Annotated in this window: 23 protein-coding genes; all 23 read right to left on the reverse strand. The window is 48.8% G+C overall.

All coding sequences use genetic code 11. The features are described from left to right. Window positions 1–60: 60 nt before the first annotated feature. The 23 genes from KD145_RS13550 to KD145_RS13660 all read right to left on the reverse strand — a co-directional run bounded on the left by KD145_RS13550 (window position 61) and on the right by KD145_RS13660 (window position 19,892). Window positions 61–1,245, reverse strand: a complete 1,185-nt coding sequence (locus tag KD145_RS13550; RefSeq protein ID WP_249219827.1) for a DUF2062 domain-containing protein — start codon at window positions 1,243–1,245, stop codon at window positions 61–63. Beyond that, window positions 1,246–1,608 (reverse strand): 3-hydroxyacyl-ACP dehydratase, encoded by a 363-nt coding sequence (locus KD145_RS13555; protein ID WP_113617381.1) that lies wholly within the window; start codon window positions 1,606–1,608, stop codon window positions 1,246–1,248. It abuts the gene before it with no gap. A gap of 44 nt (window positions 1,609–1,652) precedes the next feature. Beyond that, a complete protein-coding gene (locus KD145_RS13560) occupies window positions 1,653–2,240 on the reverse strand; it encodes a hypothetical protein (protein WP_212006398.1) in 588 nt (195 codons plus the stop codon). Between the two features lie 16 nt (window positions 2,241–2,256). Beyond that, a complete protein-coding gene (locus KD145_RS13565; protein ID WP_113617379.1) occupies window positions 2,257–2,889 on the reverse strand; it encodes an outer membrane lipoprotein carrier protein LolA in 633 nt (210 codons plus the stop codon). After that, window positions 2,882–3,661 (reverse strand): polysaccharide deacetylase family protein, encoded by a 780-nt coding sequence (locus tag KD145_RS13570; RefSeq protein WP_212006399.1) that lies wholly within the window; start codon window positions 3,659–3,661, stop codon window positions 2,882–2,884. Before KD145_RS13570 ends, KD145_RS13565 begins: the two co-directional genes overlap by 8 nt. Then, window positions 3,651–4,721: a beta-ketoacyl synthase chain length factor gene (locus KD145_RS13575; protein WP_212006400.1), complete on the reverse strand. Its 1,071-nt coding sequence runs from the start codon at window positions 4,719–4,721 to the stop codon at window positions 3,651–3,653. Before KD145_RS13575 ends, KD145_RS13570 begins: the two co-directional genes overlap by 11 nt. 15 nt (window positions 4,722–4,736) lie before the next feature. Further along, complete coding sequence (locus KD145_RS13580) at window positions 4,737–5,930, reverse strand: beta-ketoacyl synthase (protein ID WP_212006401.1); 1,194 nt, start codon at window positions 5,928–5,930, stop codon at window positions 4,737–4,739. Beyond that, window positions 5,927–6,196 carry a phosphopantetheine-binding protein gene (locus KD145_RS13585; RefSeq protein ID WP_249219828.1) on the reverse strand — a complete coding sequence of 90 codons (270 nt, stop codon included), beginning with the start codon at window positions 6,194–6,196 and terminating at the stop codon, window positions 5,927–5,929. Before KD145_RS13585 ends, KD145_RS13580 begins: the two co-directional genes overlap by 4 nt. A gap of 17 nt (window positions 6,197–6,213) precedes the next feature. Continuing rightward, window positions 6,214–6,843: a hypothetical protein gene (locus tag KD145_RS13590; RefSeq protein WP_212006402.1), complete on the reverse strand. Its 630-nt coding sequence runs from the start codon at window positions 6,841–6,843 to the stop codon at window positions 6,214–6,216. Further along, the gene (locus KD145_RS13595; protein ID WP_212006403.1) at window positions 6,836–8,092 is read right to left on the reverse strand and encodes an NAD(P)/FAD-dependent oxidoreductase; all 1,257 of its coding nucleotides are present in this window, start codon (window positions 8,090–8,092) and stop codon (window positions 6,836–6,838) included. Before KD145_RS13595 ends, KD145_RS13590 begins: the two co-directional genes overlap by 8 nt. 95 nt (window positions 8,093–8,187) lie before the next feature. Next, window positions 8,188–9,252 (reverse strand): class I SAM-dependent methyltransferase, encoded by a 1,065-nt coding sequence (locus tag KD145_RS13600; protein WP_212006404.1) that lies wholly within the window; start codon window positions 9,250–9,252, stop codon window positions 8,188–8,190. Between the two features lie 66 nt (window positions 9,253–9,318). Next, window positions 9,319–10,455 carry a beta-ketoacyl synthase gene (locus tag KD145_RS13605; protein ID WP_212006405.1) on the reverse strand — a complete coding sequence of 379 codons (1,137 nt, stop codon included), beginning with the start codon at window positions 10,453–10,455 and terminating at the stop codon, window positions 9,319–9,321. Window positions 10,456–10,465: 10 nt separating this feature from the next. After that, window positions 10,466–10,915 carry a thioesterase family protein gene (locus KD145_RS13610; protein ID WP_249219829.1) on the reverse strand — a complete coding sequence of 150 codons (450 nt, stop codon included), beginning with the start codon at window positions 10,913–10,915 and terminating at the stop codon, window positions 10,466–10,468. Window positions 10,916–10,975: 60 nt separating this feature from the next. Continuing rightward, window positions 10,976–11,719 (reverse strand): hypothetical protein, encoded by a 744-nt coding sequence (locus KD145_RS13615; protein ID WP_212006406.1) that lies wholly within the window; start codon window positions 11,717–11,719, stop codon window positions 10,976–10,978. 3 nt (window positions 11,720–11,722) lie between these two features. Beyond that, complete coding sequence (locus KD145_RS13620) at window positions 11,723–12,151, reverse strand: 3-hydroxyacyl-ACP dehydratase (protein WP_212006407.1); 429 nt, start codon at window positions 12,149–12,151, stop codon at window positions 11,723–11,725. A gap of 76 nt (window positions 12,152–12,227) precedes the next feature. After that, entirely contained in the window at window positions 12,228–13,103 is an 876-nt protein-coding gene (locus KD145_RS13625; RefSeq protein ID WP_212006408.1) for a lipid A biosynthesis acyltransferase, read from the reverse strand. Then, the gene (locus KD145_RS13630; RefSeq protein ID WP_113617367.1) at window positions 13,103–13,360 is read right to left on the reverse strand and encodes an acyl carrier protein; all 258 of its coding nucleotides are present in this window, start codon (window positions 13,358–13,360) and stop codon (window positions 13,103–13,105) included. The genes KD145_RS13625 and KD145_RS13630 overlap by 1 nt, the downstream gene beginning before the upstream one ends. A gap of 184 nt (window positions 13,361–13,544) precedes the next feature. Beyond that, window positions 13,545–14,771 (reverse strand): beta-ketoacyl synthase, encoded by a 1,227-nt coding sequence (locus tag KD145_RS13635; RefSeq protein ID WP_212006409.1) that lies wholly within the window; start codon window positions 14,769–14,771, stop codon window positions 13,545–13,547. Window positions 14,772–14,785: 14 nt separating this feature from the next. Next, window positions 14,786–15,517: a 3-oxoacyl-ACP reductase FabG gene (fabG, locus tag KD145_RS13640; protein ID WP_212006410.1), complete on the reverse strand. Its 732-nt coding sequence runs from the start codon at window positions 15,515–15,517 to the stop codon at window positions 14,786–14,788. Between the two features lie 67 nt (window positions 15,518–15,584). Then, window positions 15,585–17,123, reverse strand: a complete 1,539-nt coding sequence (gene hutH, locus KD145_RS13645) for a histidine ammonia-lyase (RefSeq protein ID WP_212006411.1) — start codon at window positions 17,121–17,123, stop codon at window positions 15,585–15,587. A gap of 148 nt (window positions 17,124–17,271) precedes the next feature. After that, the gene (locus KD145_RS13650) at window positions 17,272–18,561 is read right to left on the reverse strand and encodes a hemolysin family protein (protein ID WP_212006412.1); all 1,290 of its coding nucleotides are present in this window, start codon (window positions 18,559–18,561) and stop codon (window positions 17,272–17,274) included. Between the two features lie 24 nt (window positions 18,562–18,585). After that, window positions 18,586–19,317: a ZIP family metal transporter gene (locus KD145_RS13655; RefSeq protein ID WP_212006413.1), complete on the reverse strand. Its 732-nt coding sequence runs from the start codon at window positions 19,315–19,317 to the stop codon at window positions 18,586–18,588. Further along, on the reverse strand, window positions 19,314–19,892 hold the full coding sequence (locus tag KD145_RS13660) for a phosphatase PAP2 family protein (protein WP_212006414.1): 579 nt from the start codon (window positions 19,890–19,892) through the stop codon (window positions 19,314–19,316). The genes KD145_RS13655 and KD145_RS13660 overlap by 4 nt, the downstream gene beginning before the upstream one ends.

Below are 19,892 nucleotides of genomic sequence, written 5' to 3' on the forward strand. Positions count from 1 at the left end.
ACGAATTTCGAATGATGAATTACTCATTCGTAATTCGTCATCCGTAATTCGTAATTGTTTTTATTTCTTCTTTCTGAATAAAGCCAGCAACAGATAACTGATGCCCCATGCGGCCACTCCGGCTATAATCGCCAGGGTGATACTGCCAAAAACATACTGGAGTAGGTTATCGCCTATTGCTGCAAAGGTGATTTTATCATCAAACAACAGATCTTTGGCTGACCTTCCCATCCATATTTTCCCTACGAGAAAACCGGCAAAGATCACGAACGGGGTTAGCGGCGGCGTGCTGATATGGGCCGCTAAAAATACCAGTGCCTTGTTCAGCTTCAACTTGATAGATATCAGCATGGCTACCAGGAGCTGAAATCCCCATATAGGAACAATGCCCATAAACACACCGAAGCCAATGGCAGCGGCTTTGCGGGCATTGGACTCCGAAGCGTTCAGTACTTCTTCCCGCCACATCTTTTTCCAGTTTTCTTTTTTCAGGAGATACAGGAAAAGGTCCCTGGGTTTGATATACAGGAAAGTGATGAGCACCAGTATGGTATTCAGCACACTGATACGGGAGAAATCGCGGAAAGGCCGGAAATGGGAGATCCTTTCCTCTGCCGGCGGATAATATACCTTTACCGGTGTCCAGTCTATTTTTATACCTTTCCAGGCGCTGCGTACCAGCACCTCAATTTCAAATTCATATTTGGTGCACCACCAGCGGACACGGCCCATGCGATGTAGTGGATACAAGCGGTAGCCCGACTGTGTGTCAGGGGCCTTCAGCCCTGTTTCCACATAAAACCAGAAATTGGAAAACTTGTTGGCAAAAGTATTTTTACCAGGCATGTTTTCCTGATTGAGGTTGCGGGCGCCGATCACCAATGTGTCCGGATGGGTGCTGATTTTATCCAGCATGCCCGGCAGATCGGAGGCAAAGTGTTGTCCGTCTGCGTCCATGGTGATCACATAATCGTATCCCTGCGTGAGCGCATATTCGAAACCACGGCGCAGGGCAATGCCTTTACCACGGTTAGGGCTATACGACACCCGGTGCAACTGCGGATATTTATCGAGAATATGGCTGGTATGATCGGTAGCGCCATCATTCACGACAATTACATGTGAAGTATAGGATAGGGCGTCCTGTACAACTGCCTCCAGCGTGGAGGCATTGTTGTAGGTAGGGATCAGCACTGCTGCCCTGTGGCGCTCAAAATGTTCGTTATGTGTGGTGTTGGCTATCACTTATTTAAATACTCCCTGGAATTTCATAAATGTCATCGCTTCCCGTTTCAGGGTAGCATTCACTTTCCATCCTCCGTTCTCTTCCACTTTATAGGTCAGTGTTACATCTACCAATGGCTGTTTTACCGGATCGATCATGTTCAGGAACTTCATCTGGCCTGCTTTCTGCAGCAATACTTTTTGTTGCACGGCGTCCTCCAGCGTTTCTGTGATGATCTGCATCATACATACGCCCGGCACTACCGGCTGGTCGGGGAAGTGACCCTGGAAAATCGGATGCGCTGCATTCAGCTCCAGTGTAATATTAACCTGACCTTCTTCTTTAGCTGTTGCTGTGATATGATAAAAGTTACCCTTTAACATGTTTGTATTTTGTTGTTTATATATTTTGATGTTGAGATGCTTACCTATTGTTTTTTCTCTGTTTTTTGCAGAGAAATATTAAAACGGAAGTTCTGATGTTCAATACGGATGCTGTCTGGCGTACCTTGTGTATAATGCTGCATCCACACTTTTACCACCGGTTTACGCACAGATGATTTTTCGATGCGCTCCAGTTTCGTACAAGCGCTATCCGTTATATAGTAATTATTGCCTTTCTCAGTGGGCACTACTACATAGCGGAAGTTGTTATCTGTAGCGACATGCGCCTGGCTAAGATCCGGGCGTAGCAATACCAGTTCAAAATCTTGCCGCAGGGTTTTCACCACCGCCTTTTTATCCATTTTAGGCAACAGATAATGTTTGGTAAAATTGCCATGACGGTCAAATTCAAAATCAAAGAATTTAAAACCCATCTCATTGGCAAATACCACCCGCAGGCTGCTGTCGGGCATCTGCTTAAAAAAAAGCAGTCCACTCAGGTGATGCTTCAGAATGTTAACCTGCGTACTGTACAGCGTGGCATTAAAGGCCGGGCTGAACTGCCTAACACAATTCACATCCCCGTTGGTGCGCTGTAATCCTTTATAAACGGATTTACAGCTGGTCAGCATTGCTAACAGTAACAGACTATTTAACCACAAATACCGCATCCGGGATGTTTGAATTCACTTGTTTGTGTACAAAACTGATGGTCGTATCATCGCCGGAGGGTTCCTGCATAGTGATGCGGGACACCGTATAATCCTGTTTGTCTACCAGCAGCACAATGGCTTTGAAATAACCCGCCATGGTTTTATTGACCGGCACCATTTCCAGCCGTACGCTCTGCGCGTTTTCTGATGCTTTGGTGGTAAAGTCGGTATTGTCCAGCACAGTGCCTCTCACACAGTCAACCGTAATTTTATTGATCTGTTCAAACAGTTTATTGTTTTTGCCGGACACCTTGCTTTCCTTCTGCGCATCTTTTATTTTGATGTCTTTCCCATTGATGACCAACAGGTAATACGAAGGCTGCTGGTATTCCATCCGGACTTTATTATCCCGTTTGAACCAGAATTTTCCTTTCGACACAATTTTATCGGACAGCATGCTCAGGTTTTTCTCCTGCACAAAATCGCATTGTATGCTCTGGGTATTTTGTGCGGTCCTGGCGAACTGTTTTTTGATATCAGACAGGTCTGATACCGGTTTAAAGCCTGACTGAGCGTGCAGTTGCAGCGACAGTAAAGTTGACAGGCAGATGATCATCCATTTACACATAAGCTGGCACTTTTAACATTTTGTCCATGCGTTCCAGCCGGTATCCTTCAGCGCGGATGGCGCTGATCAACCGGGGCAGGATGCTGGCGGTGATGCTGCAGGTATCATGCAGGAGGATAACAGCACCGGGGTGCAGTTCCGTCATGATTTTATGCAGCAGTTTATCTTCATCTGTTGCAACGGTATCCATAGAGCGGATGCTCCATCCTACCGGCAGGTAATTATTGCGTTTGATGGCCCTGGCCAGGTTGGGATTGGTAACCCCGTATGGCGGGCGGAAGAGGCGCGGCTGCAGCCCGGTAGCGTTGATGGTTACAGTGTCCATCTTTTCCATATCGGCCTCCATCTGCCGGCTGCTGTACATATCAAACCAGAAATGATGGGAGTAGGTATGGTTGCCGATTACATGACCTTCTTCGTGTATCCGTTTCAGTAAGTGCGTATTTCCTTCGATGTTTTTACCAATACAAAAGAAGGCTGCCTTTACCTCATGTTCGTCCAGGATATCGAGGATGAGTGGCGTATGTTCGGACGCGGGCCCATCATCAAACGTCAACGCCACTACGTTTTCCGTAGCAGACGCGGTACAGAGCGTTTTAATAAAAAAACCGGATTGTATATTGATGGCCCCTCTCACATAAAAAGGCAACAACAGCAACAGCGGGATAGCATACCACCACAGCGGCACAGTATACAGTCCCGACAGCCGGATGACCAGCAAAACGGCGATACTCGTGATAATGATGATATTTCCGGCCCTGTTATTCAACATGTGTGAGTAAGATCAGGGAGTGATGGGTACCCTGATGATGGTTATACAATAAAATTCTTTTGATGGGGCCAGCCACTTTTCCATAAAACAGAGCCGCTTCAGGCACCGCCTGTTCAGCGAGTATACTGTTGGCCATCCACATGCCAAAGGCAGCAGCGGTAGGATATTCGCCGCAGAGATGTTTAAAGCTGGCTTCCGGATGTTCAGGGAACAGTGCTTCCACTACCTCTTCATAGATGTCATCCTGATCGATATCACCGTTCCTGCCGGTGATGAGCAGATCAATATCGTTGGGAGTACAAGCATTATCTTCCAGGAATTTCATGATATGGCCAATCACTTCCCCTTCCCAGAGCGGTTTGTAGAGGGTGCTGATACCGGTGAGCGCAGCAGCGGAGTGTTGGCTTGGAGTGATGCCCAGCGTAAAGAAAGCAGCACCTTCTCCGGCGATAGTACCACGGGTAGGGCTTTTCAGCAGCTCCATGGTTTTTACCGGTTCTTTTTTATACAGTCCGAAGCGGGACAGTATCTGATGGCTATGCTGGGTGATTTCGTCCAGACCGCCGGCCAGTACGTTTTGCGCACTACCTTCCTTTAATATCATGATAGCGTCCAGCAGGGCGTTTTCGAAAGAGAAGCCTCTGTGAACGAAGGTGTTGTTATAGGCATTGCAGCCCAGGAGCAGTGATATCTGTCCGCCCACGGTGTTGTGGGTGCTTTGTATAAAAGCGGTGGGGGTCAGCATTTCCTCCTGCTGGTTGACCATTTTGGTCAGGAATACGCCGGTATCGTCGAGGCAGCCGTAGGCTGTTCCGGTGACGATAGCATCGGGCATAGTCACCCCGGCAGCTTCCAGGCTCAGGCTGGCGGCACCTACGCCCATTTTCACCACCCGGCTCATTCTGCGGATCTGTTTTGCATCGATCCATCTTTTGTAGTCGGGGTCTACGGTAGCCAGGCGTTCCTGTTCATACTCCCGCAGCGTGGCCAGCAGAGGGCCACCTGCCGCAGTTTCCTGCGCAGAAATACAACCGGTGCCGTTTATATAAATGGTCAACATAATATCATTTAATCACTAAAAGCTTGAAAAAACCAGGCTGGAACAGTTACCTCCAAAGCCGAAGGAGTTGGACATCACATGCAACAACTCATTACCTTCAGAATAGGTGGTGGCCGGTGCAAACGGCAGTTCCTTCATCTGGTGTTCAAACCGTGCGTTGGGATAGATGATCCCTTCCTTCACGGAGACGGCAGAAAATACAGCCTCAATACCACCGCTGGCGCCCAGCGTATGCCCGGTGAACGACTTGGTGGAGCTCATGGCCGGAAAATGCGGCGCAAAGAGCCGGTTGATGGCAATGCCTTCAGATACGTCGTTGTTACCGGTACCGGTGCCATGCAGATTGATATATCCTATCTGCTGTGGTTGCAGGCCACTCATGTCCAGTGCACCTTTCATCGCCAGATAGTTGCCGGTACCGTCGGGCGAAGAAGCCGTCTGGTGATAGGCATCATTGGCATTGGCGAAACCACTGAGGCGGCACCATGGCTGCAATTGAGCAGCCAGGCTGTCGGACACCAGCACCACATAACCGGCACCTTCGCCCAGATTAAGCCCGGTACGGGTTTCATCGAAGGGGCGGCAGGCCTGCTGGTCGAGGATCATCAGGGTATTAAAACCGTTGAGCGTAAAACGGGTGAGTGAGTCGGTACCACCGGCGATCACCACGTCTACTATGTTATTGCGTATCAGGCGGGCTCCGTACATGAGCGCATTAGCGCCGGAAGAGCAGGCAGTGCTGATGGTAGACACATGATGTCGTATACCTAAAGCATCGGCTACTATTTCGCTGATGCTGCCGCATTCATGATGTACCACCTGACGCAGCCTTCCTTTACGGTTATCTGCCAGATAATCTGCAAAAAAATCTTCTGTTTTGTCCATCCCTCCTACCGTATTGCCGGATACAAATCCTACGCGGTAGGCGGAGATATCACCGAGTCCCGACGACTGCCAGGCTTCTCTGGCGGCTATCAGGCTGAGCAGGGCCGTCCGGCTGATGTGTTCCGGCAGCCCGGCCATTTCGGCCAGGGTGTCATTGTCTGCCTTCACCTCAGCCACCGGGAAAGTGTTGCGGTGCACGGAAGACAGGTATTTCATGGCGCCCATGCCCGGCTCCATCTGCCGGAAAGCCTGCAGGCACTCCCGCAGGTTCAGGCCTATGCCGCTGATGACGCCGCCACCCGCTATCCACACCTTTTCAATCATGCTTTAGCTGTTTGATGGGCAACAATAAATTCTGCCATAGAACGGATAGAGTAAAATATCTCCGGTCCCTGTTCCGGGTTGGCAATACGGATGTTATAATGCTGTTGCAGCAGTACGATCAGTTCCAGCGCATCGATAGAATCGAGACCCAGCCCTTCCTTAAACAACGGCTGATCATTGCTGATACTTTCCGGTGTCACTTCCTGCAAATTCAGTTGTTCTATGATCTGCTTCTTCAGATCTTCCATCAGCTTTTCCAAGTCCATTTTTTTATTGATAAATTTTAATATTTGTTTATTTGATACAGTGCGTCCAAAGCTGCTGCTGTCAACGGCTGCGCCAGACCACGCTTTTCTTTTTCCAGCAGAAACAGCGCCACTTCGTATTCCTGGTCCATCACCTCCACCCAGCCGCAAAGACAGGCCTGCAAAGGCGTGTTGGTCAGCAGTTGGGCCGGATAACTGCTCATCAGCTCCGGATCAAAGGTTTCAGAGACGAAAAAAGTATTCTCTCCTTTAAAACCGTGCCGGATACAGATTTCTCCCATCACAATGTTTGGAAGGGTATACACGAAGAGGGCCGGGCTGGCAATATCCTTTACTGTAGCGTAATAGCGCAGGTCTGTATCCAGACTGCCGCTGCGGTTGGATAACACCATCCCTACCGTTTCGGGCGGTAAAGACAGTACCGGCGTGTCTTTCAGCAGTATTTCCGCGGCCAGCCACCCCAGTTTGCTGAGGGCGTCCATCTTGTGGAATTTGGGATACTGACCGGAAAACCGGTCGTAGCCCGCCCGCAGCCATTCCTGCAGGTCCATTTCCCTGTCAGCTTCCCATAACAGGTCGCCGTTCAACCGGATACTGTTATGCCGCAGGATACAACTTCCTGTAATATATACTTCCTCGCTATTCAATCTCTGAACTGCTTTTTAATTTTTCTGTTAATTCTATGGTCCTAGCCAGCCGTTTGAGGGCCGTATCGTGGTTTTTCACGAATGGATTGTCCATATCCCAAACATACCCTGCCAATACAGAGCAGATCTGACCTTTGATCACCGGATCTGCATCTTTCTTGAAAAAGATGGTGTCCAGTGTGCCTTCATACCAGGCCATTACATAAGAACGGAAGGTATTGACGCCCTGCAGCGTAGGCTCCATGTATTCTTTTTCCCAGTCTACCGCTTCTCCTCTCAGTTTTTTGATCACCAGTTTGGCGGCAGTCTGGCTGGAAACGCAGGCCAAAGTTACACCAGATGAGAAAATAGGGTCCAGAAATTCTGTCACGTTGCCGGTGAGCACAAAACCATCGCCATAGAATTTATCGGTGGTGGCAGACCAGGACTGCAGAATCCGGGGTTCAAACACCAGTTCTACATCGCGGAAACGCTCTCTGGTATAGGGTTCTGCTTCCAGCAGGGCCCGGTATACTTCTTCATCTGTACCCTTGTATTCCGCAAAAAACTCCGGATCACCTACAAAACCCAGGGAGGTTACGCCCGTGGAGAAAGGAATGATCCAGATCCAGACGCCTTTTTTGTGTACCACGGCGGTGATACGGTTAGGTTCGTCGGCCATGGAACGGCGTACGTCCACGGTGTGGGCGAACAATGCTTTACGGGGCTGCAGGTTGGAGTTTTTCTCCAGGTTGAACAGACGTGGGATCACCCGGCCGTAACCGCTGCCATCCACAATAAAGCGGGCTTCAATGGTGGATTTGTTGCCGTGAATATCTTCTACCGTTGTTACTGAATCCGATCCGTTGAAACGTATATCCGTTACCGTAGTTTCATATGATACCGGTATGCCCATGTTTTCAGCAGCATCAGCAAGTGTTTTGTCGAAGTCGGCTCTGGTCACCTGCCAGGTCCAGGTCCAGCCGGGCGTGAACTGCTCCTTGAAAGTGAAATCGCAGACAGCATTTCCTTTCACGAACTTGGCACCGAATTTTTCCTGGAAACCTTTAGCCTTGATCGCGTCGATGAAACCAGCTTCTTCCAGCGCATCCATACTGCGTGGCAGCAGGCTTTCACCGATAACGAAGCGGGGAAACTTCATCTTTTCCACGATCTTCACTTTATAACCCGCCTGGTGAATAATAGACGCCGCTACTGTTCCGGCAGGTCCCGCACCTATGACTAAAACATCTACTTGTTCAGTTTTCATACGGAAAAAATTTTATGGATTCAGAGATTTGATTATAGGGGATTGGGTTTGTCAGGAACCCTGTGATTCTCTATTATCACCGGGTTCCTGTATAACTATTTCTTCTTTTTAACCTTCAGCAGGGTGTAGTTCAGGCCCATCTTGTTGTTTTCTTCCGTTACTACCAGTCCTGCATTTTCGATGCACTGGAAGAAGTCGTCGGTATGATACATCTGGCTGTTACCATTGGCCATAGCAGTGAAATACAGGGAGGTCTGCTGCAGGCAGAAAGCCGCTGATTTAAACTGCTGGCGGTTCCAGAATGGTTCCAGGATGTAGATGGTACCGTCGTCGTTGAGCGCTTCGCGACAACGGGAGAGGATAGACTCGATTTCTGCTTCGGAGAAACAGTCGAGGAACTGGCTCATCCAGATGGCATCAAACCCTTTAGGGAAAGGTATTTCCTCATGCAGGATATTGGCGATATGGAAGTGTACTCTGTTTTCCACGCCGGCTTCTTTCATTTTCTGCTGCGCGATATTAGCCTGTCCGGGGATATCGAAGATGGTGACTTCCACTTCGGGATCTTTGGCGGTGCAGGCCAGTGCCCATTTACCGGTGTTGCCACCGATGTCGAGGAGGCGTTTGGGATGGTTTTCAAAAACGATATCCAGTGCGCCCGGAGTAGCGAGGTCGGAATAATAGTGGTCGAAATCGAACCAGCTTTTTCCGACAGCTGGTGGCAGCAGGGAGAGGCCGGGATAGATAGTATCCCAGGGGCCCAGTTCCTGGAGGCCTTCCGGCTTACCGTTGCGCAGACTGTCTTCCAGGTGGTACATGCCTTTGTAGCAGATATCCTGGGTAAAGTCCATATTGATACGGGTCAGCTGGTCGTGTAAAATAAAGTAGCCGGTTTTGGTGAGCGTGTATTTTTTGTCGTTCACGATCACTAATTCCATTCCTAAACCGGCTTCCAGCAATACTCTCACTGCATAGCGGTTCATGTTGGTTTTTTCCATCACTTCCTCAATGGTGATTCCGGCAGATCCGCTGTCGCTCACTGCTTTTAAAATCCCCATGTCACGCAGGGCCCTGGTAGCCTGGAAGGCAATAGGGGCAAAAGCCAGCCACAATGCGGCTTCTTTTGCCTGTAATGCTGTTTTCGTTTCTTTATTGAACATAGATCGGATTTGACAATTACGAATTATCAATTGCGCATGACAAATTTGTAATCAGATAATGCGTAATTATTTTCTACTAAATATCATGGCTGCGTTGCAACCACCGAACCCCGACACTGTTTTCAGGAAGTGGCGGGAAGATTGTTGGCGCAGGGTATTGCTGACGTTGACAGGCATACTCACACCGGGTGTTTCGTATCCTTTGGTGGGCAGTATCACACCTTCTTTCATGGCTTTCATACTGACAATTGCTTCTACGAGGCCGGCAGCACCGAGGGTGTGGCCGTAGTATCCTTTGAGACTGTTGACCGGTACGGCTGCCAGTCCGGCATGGTGCAGGGCTTTGGCTTCCATTTCGTCGTTGTACAGGGTGGCGGTGCCGTGAGCAGATACAAAGCCGATATCTGCCGGTTGGAGGCCGCTGCCTTTGAGGGCCAGTTGCATGGCCATGGCCAGCTCCTGTCCGGTGCGGGAAGGGCCGGAAATGTGGTTGGCATCGTTGCTGACAGCCCCGGCGCCTAATACAATTTCTGCCTGTGCGGATGTTTTGCTGAGCACCACGGTGGCAGCTGCTTCTCCCAGGGAAACACCCATACGCCCGGCATCAAAGGGTTTGCAGGGCACGGCACTTACTGCCTGGAAAGACTGGAATCCTGACAATACAAAACGGGTGAGCACATCGGCGCCCGTTACCACTACGTGGTCGTATTTTCCGGAAGTGATCAGGCGCTGACCGGTAAGAATGGCCAGCAGACCGGATATACAGGCGCTGCTGATCACCAGTGGAGCATTGGCAGCACCCAGATGAGCCGCTATCTTACGGGCAGTAGCGGAAGGCTGTAACTGTTCCGGCGGAGGGATCACTCCTTCCGGCTGCTGTTCCAGCAGTTCAATATTTCCTTTGGTAGTGGAAATGATCAGACCGGTGCGGGAATCCGACAGGCGGATACCTGTTTGCGATACGGCCGCCGTGACGGAGGCGATCACCAGCTGTTCAAATTTCGTATAACCTTCTACGTTAAGACCCGCTGTTGCCCTGCTGAGCATGGCGGGAGCCATCATGGCACCATAAAAAGGTGCAGGGCCATAATCGCTGCGGTCCTGTAAACCGATACCACTGTTGCCCCGGATGATCTGTTCAAAATTTTCATCGGTATCAATACCCAGTGGCCCCACAATATTATCTGCAACTACAAAGACCATGATCCATTATCTAAAGGTGGTTATGCAAGTGTTGTTTTTTCCATTCACTGAAAAAAGCCGGGGTGGTCAGTTGCAGCAGCGCTGTTTCCTTGTCCAGGAAAACCTGTACAGAAGAGCCTTTGGCAATGATTTCACCCGTAGCCGGATTGGAAAGCACATAGTTAAATCTGATCTTCGCCGCGAGGTCGTCCACAAAAGTGGTTGCTACCTTTACGCGGTCGCCGTAGCGCAATGGCCGCTTGTAATCAAGCTGTATATTCACCACCGGCGCGGTATATCCGGCCTCAAACACATCCAGGTAACGCAGCGCGTACTTTTCTCCGAAAGCCTCCCTTCCGTCTTCAAAATACCGGACATAGTGGCCATGCCATACAATGCCCAGTGAATCCACCTCATTAAACTTCACCGGAAATTCGGTGCATTCGGTTATCTGGTCCATTTCATTTAGAAATTTTTTCATTTAGGGATTTTTTCATTTGCGAAATCAAAAATCCCTAAATGAAAAAATCCCTAAATCCTGTTATCCTTTCTTCTTAGCTTTTTTTGTTTCTTTTTCCTTGGCAGCTACTGCTGTCTTGGGATCTTTTTTAGGAGCTGCAGGTGCTTCTTCTTCAGGATCTTTGGCTTCTGCATATTTCTCCTTGATTTTTTTATAGCCTGAGCTGAAATCGTCCATTACATCATGCACGGAAAACGCCCAGTAGTTACGGAAACCAAAGCCTTTCGCCTTGCCGGTCATTCTTTCTGTCAGGAGTACATTGCGGGTAGCCATGTCGATTACAGTCACGTACATAGACGCTTCTTTACCGGTTTTATTCATGGACTCCATCACAAACAGTACACCGATGCCTTTTTTGCCATTTACATCGATACCTTTCACCAGTTTGGTGATGTCGGCGGGTTTCAGGCGGGTGATATCATCGTTGTTATCGGATTTCAGCGCTTCCTTGTTGGCGGCTGCATTCCGTTTGTTGGTGGCGGTCACATCGTACGTTACTTTAGAGCGATGGAAAGCACCAGCAACATCGTATTTTTTAGGTTCGTTGATCACCACATCGTTGATACCAGCGAAGTGGCGGTCTACGATGTCTACTGCGTTGGCGGCTGCGTCGCCGAGCAGGCGGGCCTGTGTGAAGTCCACACCCAGCCAGGTGAAGGAAGAATCAGTATTTTCCAGGAAGTTTTTCAACTTCTGGGCCTGGGTGGCACTGATAAAAAAGCCAAGTAACAGAACGGTCAGGGGAAAAACTTTACGGATAATCATAACTTATTGTATTTGCGGGTTGATGAAAATTTTCATTTCACATTGTGCCATCACCCTTCCATCGTACATAACTTTTCCTGTTACCATGGTAGCATTAAACACTTCTCCTCCGATTTCCGTGGTGGTTTCGATCATCTGTCCGGCGGGCGGCAGTTCAAATATTTCCAGGTCTTTTACAGCGCCGATAAAACCCAGGGGTACGGGGCTGTTTTCCTGTCTTGCGATATAACCGATACGGGCTGCCGCGGTCTGTGCAATATTTTCCATGAGGCCGGGCGGTGTGAGCACGCCGTTTTCCACAAAAACATTGTCCGGTGCAATATGCAGTCCGGTGCGGGTTTTAGGGCCGTCCACTTCCAGTATGCCACTGATCATGACAATCGGCGTACGTTGTGGGATATAAGCGGTAATATCATCTGTATGAATAAACATCTGCGCAAGTTATTATTTATAGACAAAACACGAAATAAATCGAATTATTCGACATTATTAACAGTAAAAACACGCATTATGCCCAAAAATCATAATAATTAAACCACTGTTCCGGGTAACGATGGATTTTTTCCTCCAGCAGGCCGGTAAAATCGGCCACGGCCTTTTCCACACCCTGGTTGCGGCGTCCATGGTATGAACGGGGTTCGGTGGCATAAAAATGATAATGGGTAGCCGTTTCCTTAAAGGCAAACACCACACATACCGGCACCCGGAAGGTAGCTGCCAGCAGGAAAGGCCCTACCGGGAAACGGGCATCATGCCCCAGCAATGGTGCGGTAATGGTTTTGTTGCCGGGCAGAAAACGGTCTGCGTGCATACAAACCAGCTCCTGGTTACTCAACGCTTCGTTGATGGCATAGATATGTGATAAATCATCCTTAATGACGATGATATTCACATTCCTGTCGCCGGTGATGGAAGACAGGTATTCTTTGATGCGTTGATGTTCCCCATCAAACATGACAATATTAATACGGGTTTGCAGGCGTTTGAACAGGTGACCGGCCACTTCCCAGTTGCCCAGGTGTGCACTCAGCATGATTCCTCCGCGCCCGCCGGTCACCATCTCACGCAGATGGTGTTCCCCGTCAAAATCGAAGGTAAACTTGTTCTCCATGTTGGCCATCACCACAATCTTATCGATCAGTGTCTGACCAAACACGTAGTAGTTGCGGTAAAGGCTGTACAAAGACCGCCATCTGCCGTAACCTATTTTGGTATGAAAATATTGATAGATGGGCCTGGAAGAACTCCAGGAGAACAGAAAATAATAAAAAGCAACAAATCTCAACAGAAAATAAGCAGGGTAAACACCTCCATACCTGAGTATGAAAATAAAGATACTGTAACCCAGCTTATTTCCCTTAGACTTTCCCTGCCAGGATGGCATTATACCAGTTCTTTTTGTTGAACACGAGCAGTTACATAATCGTAGAAATCCTGGAAGGTAACGATGGACTGAAAATCTTCCGGTTTTACTTTAAAACCAAAATTATCTTCAATCACTACTACCATGTCAATATAATCCAGGCTGTCGAGATCCAGCGTGGACTTGAGGTTAGCTTCAGGCTTAATGTCAGTGGGGTTAGCTTCAAACTCCTCCACCAGAAACTTGTTCGTAACAGTTATTATTTCCTTAATTTCCATAAATGTGCAATCAGATATAGGTCGTTTTAAAAATAATTTTTAAGCGGTTCTTATTTACCCAATCCTGATTTTTAATCTTCCAAAGTTAAAACATTTAGAGCATTGGTCATTTGCATATTTGGCAATACAGCGGGTCTGAAACGCCTGTCAGCCTACAATAAACTCATAATCAAACCTCCAGATATTACATCCCTTCCCATTTTTTTACAATAAGAGAAGAGTTGGTTCCTCCGAAGCCGAAGGAATTGGACAAAAATATATTAAATTTTTTATCGATGGTTTTGGTCGCAATGTTCAACTTCGCAGCATCATCATCCGGGTTTTCCAGGTTGATATTGGGGGCAATGAAATCGTTCTGCATCATCAGCATGGAGTATACGATTTCGCTGGCACCAGCCATCCAGCATTCGTGGCCGGTCATGGATTTGGTGGAACTTACATAAGGGTTGGAGGTACCAAACACTTCATAGATGGCACGGGCCTCGCTGGCATCACCTGCCGGCGTAGAGGTAGCGTGGGCATTGATATAGGCAATATCTGCTGCCTGCAGACCTGCATCCTGCAAGGCTATCTGCAGGGAACGTACCGGTCCGTCCACCGTAGGGTTGGAAATATGGCCGCCATTGGAAGAAAAGCCATAGCCCAACACTTCGCCCAGGATAGGGGCCCCTCTGCGTTTGGCTGATTCGAGGCTCTCCAGGATCACGGTAGCCGCGCCACCGCTGGGCACCAGCCCGTCACGGTCGCGGTCAAAAGGCCTGGAAGCCCGCTCAGGGTCATTTTCGCGGGTAGAGAAAGCTGCGATCGCATCGAAATTGCCCATGGCATATAGATTCACCTCCTGTGCACCACCGCAGATCACCGCGTCCTGCATACCGTTGCGGATAAACATGTACCCCAGCCCGATGGCATGGGAACCACTGGCACAGGCCGCACTCACCGTAAAGTTTACCCCTCTCAGCTTGAAGATAGTGGCCAGGTTCATATTAACGGTAGAATTCATAGTCTGGAACACCGAGCCGGAACCTACCAGCATAGTATCCTTTTTCTCCCGCATAATATCTGTAGCCTCGATCACCGGTTTGGCGGAGCTGTCGTTGCCGTACAGCAAACCTACCGGGGTCTGGTCAATATAGTCCTGGTCCATACCCGCCTGGGCAAGCGCCTCACGGGTTGCCATATACGCAAACTCGGCCTGTTCAGGCATCATCAGCCTGGACCTACGGTCCAGCAAACCTTTCAGCTCCGGCCGCTGGATATTGCCGGTCAAACCGGAACGGTAACCAAATGTTTTCCGTTCAGGATCCAGCACAATACCAGACTTTCCTTTATACAATGAATCCCTCACCTCCTGCAGGTCTTTACCAATGCAGGAGTAGATTCCCATTCCAGTGATCACTACTCGGTTCATGTACAAAATGCTTTTTAAGTATGGAGACCTCCATTAATATTCAACACTTCCCCGGTGATATAACCCGCAGACTTAGACGCCAGGAACGCCACTGCATCGGCTACTTCTTCCGGTGTACCGAAACGGTTCATCGGTACCTGTGCTGCCAGCTCTTTCTCGTTCAGCTCTGCGGTCATATCCGTTTTGATAAAGCCGGGAGCGATGGCATTCACCGTTACGCCCCTTTTGGCTACTTCCTGTGCCAGCGCTTTGGTAGCGCCAATTACGCCTGCTTTGGCAGCAGAGTAATTGGTTTGTCCGGGCAATCCTTTGATACCGGACAAAGACACCATGTTGATGATACGTCCGTAACGTTTCAGCAACATGCTGTTGAGTACCTGCTTAGTCACATGATAAAACCCGTTCAGGCTGATATTCAGCACATTGTTCCATTGTGCTTCGGACATCCAGAACATGAGGGAATCTTCCCGTATGCCTGCATTATTCACCAGCACTTCAATGGTATGTTGGTCTTTATGTTGTTCGATCCACGCGCCCAGTACAGCCTGTACATCGGCGGCATCTCCTACGTTGAACTGCAACAGCTCACCGCTGCTGCCTTTCGCTTTTACTGCCTCCAGGGTTTCCTGTGCGGCAGCTTCATTTCCTTTATAATTTATCAGGACATGATATCCCAATTCAGCCATTTTAATACATACTGCCCTGCCAATACCGCGGGAGCCTCCTGTAATTAAGGCACATTTCATGAAAAATACGAATTACTGGATTATGAATCACGGCATGCCGTGTTTGCTCATTTGAATTACAGAGAAATCAGAACATTTTTACCGGCTCATTACACAACAGGTATTCCTTAATCTTGCCGAGGTCCTTGTACATAGGTCTGTCCTCAATAAATTTAGGATAAATTGCTCTTACTTCATTGTAAACCTTATGAGAGAAAGCCGCGAGCCTGTCCTGACAGTTCAGGAAATCTACTGCCTGTAACACGGTGAGGGTGTGAATAGCCAGTACCTCAAAGGTATTGGCGATCACTCTGTTGGCCATCAGCGCTGAGTTACAGCCCATGCTCACAATATCCTGGTTGTCGTTGTTGTTGGGGATACTGTGTACATACATCGGGAAGGACAAGGTCTGATTTTCCGCAACGGTAGAGGTAGCGGTAAACTGAGCGCCCTGCATACCGAAGTTGAAGCCCAGTTTGCCCAGGTTCATAAACGGCGGGAACTTGTGGTTCAGCTTTTCGTTCAGCAGGTAGTTGAGCTGACGCTCTGCCAGCATAGACAGGCGGGTGACAGCGATTTTCACTTTGTCCATTTCCAGGGAGATATAATCACCGTGGAAGTTACCGCCATGGAACACATTTTCCAGTTCGTGGTCTACTACGGGGTTGTCGCTCACAGAGTTGAGCTCCTGCACCACTATTTTTTCGGCCTGTATGAGTGTATCATACACGGGGCCGAGGATCTGTGGTACACAGCGCAGGGAGTAATACTCCTGTACTTTATCCTTAAAGATTTCTTCTTCCAGTTCTTTATAGAGGTGGTCCGGACGATGGCGCACCATTTTGCTGCCCTGGAGCACTTCCCGCATGCGGGCGGCTACGGTGTTCTGGCCGGTGTGCATTTTCACGGCATTCAGTTCGGCAGACAGGTGGTCGTCGAAAGCTTCCACTATTTCGTTGATCATGGCGGAGAGGGTCACTGCCCATCCCAGCAGCTGGCGGGCCTGGATCAGGTTTACCAGTCCGGCGCCTGTCATCGCGGAGGTACCGTTGATGATAGCCAGTCCTTCGCGGACGTGGATACCGATTGGTTTGAGACCCAGGCGGGCAAATACTTCCGCCGTAGGCTGCATTTTATCTTCGTACCATACTTCCCCTTCTCCTATCAGCACCAGGGCCAGGTGAGCCAGCTGTACGAGGTCGCCACTGGCACCTACGCCACCGTGCTCAAATACACAAGGGTATACGTTTTTGTTGATCAGGTCTTTTAAGAGATGAACCACTTCGGGGTGAATACCGGAATGGGCCTGCATGAAGCTGCTCAGGCGGGCAATCATGAGGGCTTTGGTGATCACCGGTGACAAGGGTTTGCCGGCGCCGGTGCTATGGCTGCGAATCAGGTTATATTGCAACTGAAAGGTATCGCTGTCACTAATACGGTATTGAGCCATTGGACCAAAACCTGTGTTGATACCGTAGATCAGCTTTTTGGCAGAAAACGTTTTCAGAAACAAAAAGCTGGCTTCCACCTGCTGTAATGCCGCTTCATCCAGTGTCAACTCTTCTCCGGCGTAAAGCACGCGATACACCTCGTCCAGCGTCAGCGACTTACTTCCTAATACAACCATTTTATATTATATTATTTAATTATTTATGTAAAAAAGTGCTCAAAAATAGTACAAAGATGGATTTAATCAAATAAATCCACCCGGACAATCACGAATTACGGGTAAGTACGCATGCGAAATGTACCTGCTTTGGGGGATGGTTGGTCTATTACTCCTCTTCAGTTTGCACAGGTGGTGTTACCAGTACTTTATCTATACGATGAGCATCCATATCCACTATTTCAAACTCAAAGCCACGCCAGAGGAATTTCTCCCCTGTTTTCGGAATATGTTCCAGATGATGGAGAATGAATCCGGCCAGGGTATCAAAGTCCTGTTCAAATTCAGACATCCAGTCTTCCTTATCAAATTCTGCCAGGAAATCATAAAACGGAATCTGTGCATCTACCAGCCAGGAGCCGTCTTCGCGCAGTACCATTTCATAATCATCGGCTTCCTCTGTTTCCGGCATATCGCCTACTATCGCCTCTAAAATATCGTTGAGCGTGATCATACCCAAAAACGTACCATATTCGTCGACGATGAACGCGGCATGTACATGAGTTTCCTTAAACTTTTCCAGTACCTGGTAGGCGGTATTGTTTTCCGGAACAAAAAGTGGCTTACGTATGATCTGTGTCAGTGAGGTGGATGTACCGGCCACGGCGTACAGGTCTTTAATAGACACGATGCCTTTGACGCTGTCTATCTGGCCTTCACATACCGGATAAACATTATGCAGACTTTCGTGGATCTTTTGCTGGTACTGGTCCGGTGTTTCGTTGATATCCAGCCAGGTGATATCGTTGCGGTAGGTCATGAGCGAGGTGATATTACGGTCGCCCAGATGAAATACCCTTTCGATGATTTCCTGTTCTGTTTCTTCGATAGCTCCGGAAGTAGTGCCTTCACTGATGATGGCTTTGATTTCTTCTTCTGTCACCTGCGATTCTTCGGGGTGCAGATTAAATATTTTTACCAGGAGGTTGGTGGAGGCGGATAACAGCAATATGAACGGGAAAGTGAGCCAGGATACTACCTGCATGGGTTTGGCCATCATTTTGGCGATGGCTTCCGGTTTGGCGGTGCCCACTCTCTTCGGTACCAGTTCGCCCAATACCAGAGAAAAATAGGTAATGACAATAACAACGATGATGGTAGCGAGGAGGTTGCTATAGGTGGTAACGGCGGGAAACTGGTTGAGCCAGGCCATTACCTCGTCTTTGATCGTTTCACCGGAGTAAATACCGATGAGGATGCCGATGAGTGTGATACCGATCTGGACGGTAGAAAGAAAGGTTTCCGGATTATTGGCCAGCTTCAGAGCGGCCTTTGCTTTTTCATCCCCTTTATTAGCTTGTTGTTCCAGTCTGCTCTTGCGAGCCGAGACCAGGGCTATTTCCGTCATCGAAAATATGCCGTTCACTAAAATAAGGATGAAGATAATGACGACTTCCATGATTTAAAGTCTAAAAATAAAAAATTATTCAAATATAAGGGTAAGAAATGCCAGCACCAGTCCTGCCGCTATGGCCATCACTTTTTTTCCACTCAGTTCATGGTGTTTGGTGCCGCTTTCATAGAATATGGTGGTGGAAATGTGCAGGAATGCACCAATTACCAGGGCCACCACGTACAGCAGGTAGTGTTGTACTATCTCAAAGCGGTTGCCCATCCACCCGGCCAGTATAGCTGCCAGGGGAGTAACGAGGGCAAAAGCGATGAGTATACGCCACAGCTCTGCCTTTTTCCTGTGTGCATGCATCATCACGGTGATCAGTGTTAATGCTTCCGGTACTTTATGCGCAGCCACGCCCACCATTAAAGATGGGAGCGCGGATTTATCTTCATAATGAAATCCCAGCGGGATACCTTCCATAAAAGCATGGATGGAAAGTCCCAGCAGCAGCGGTGTTACCGCAATATGGCGGTGGTTTTCACCCGGTAAATGGGTGTGGCCATGTTCCATACCATGCGATAACTGCTGAAGGAATACCTGCAGGAAAAAACCGAGGACAACATAAATGCCGGCATTATGTCCCAGCTCATGGTATACCTCCGGCAGCAGATGCATGGTGGTGATCCCAAACAGGAAGGCGCCGGTAAAGGCCAGCAGGTAAATGGTAAAATTGGCATTGATACGCCTGATCGTCATGGGGATCAGCCCACCGCCCAGCGTAGCCAATAATATAAGTATAAGATAATTCCAGTTCATGATGTTTGTTCAGGCTCCAGTCTAATGCGGCGTTGAAAGAAACTTCCACTCAGCAGCCCTATAAATATGCCCAGTACGGCGCCGCCGGCAACGTCCAGCGGGTAATGCACACCAACATATACCTGTGCGTAACCTACTAAGGCCGCCCACAGAAAAAATAACCAGGTGTACCGGCCCAATGCTGATTTTAAAGTTAAGAAACAAAACGTAGCCAACGCAAAATGATTGGCCGCATGGTTGGAGGTGAAGCTTCCGCTCGTTGGGCAATACCCCACCAGTATCCGTGCATAATGCGACACTATCGGGTCACGGCAGGGTCTGACCCGGCCGAATGCCTGTTTGATGTACAGGCTGCTCTGGTCTGCCAGCGCAAAACACAGCAGGAAAAAAAGAATCCACCAGAAGCCTTTCCAGCGGTAGTTGATGGTGACAAACAAGGCCAGGAACAGGTACAGCGGCGCCCACATATATGGCTCCCTTGCCAGGGGCAGGATATAGTCCAGCACAGCATTGTGCCACTGCCCGTTGATATGGAAGAATAACCGAAGGTCCTGTTTCAGGATACTTTCAAGCAT

This window comes from Chitinophaga sp. HK235, from assembly GCF_018255755.1.
Taxonomy (GTDB): domain Bacteria; phylum Bacteroidota; class Bacteroidia; order Chitinophagales; family Chitinophagaceae; genus Chitinophaga.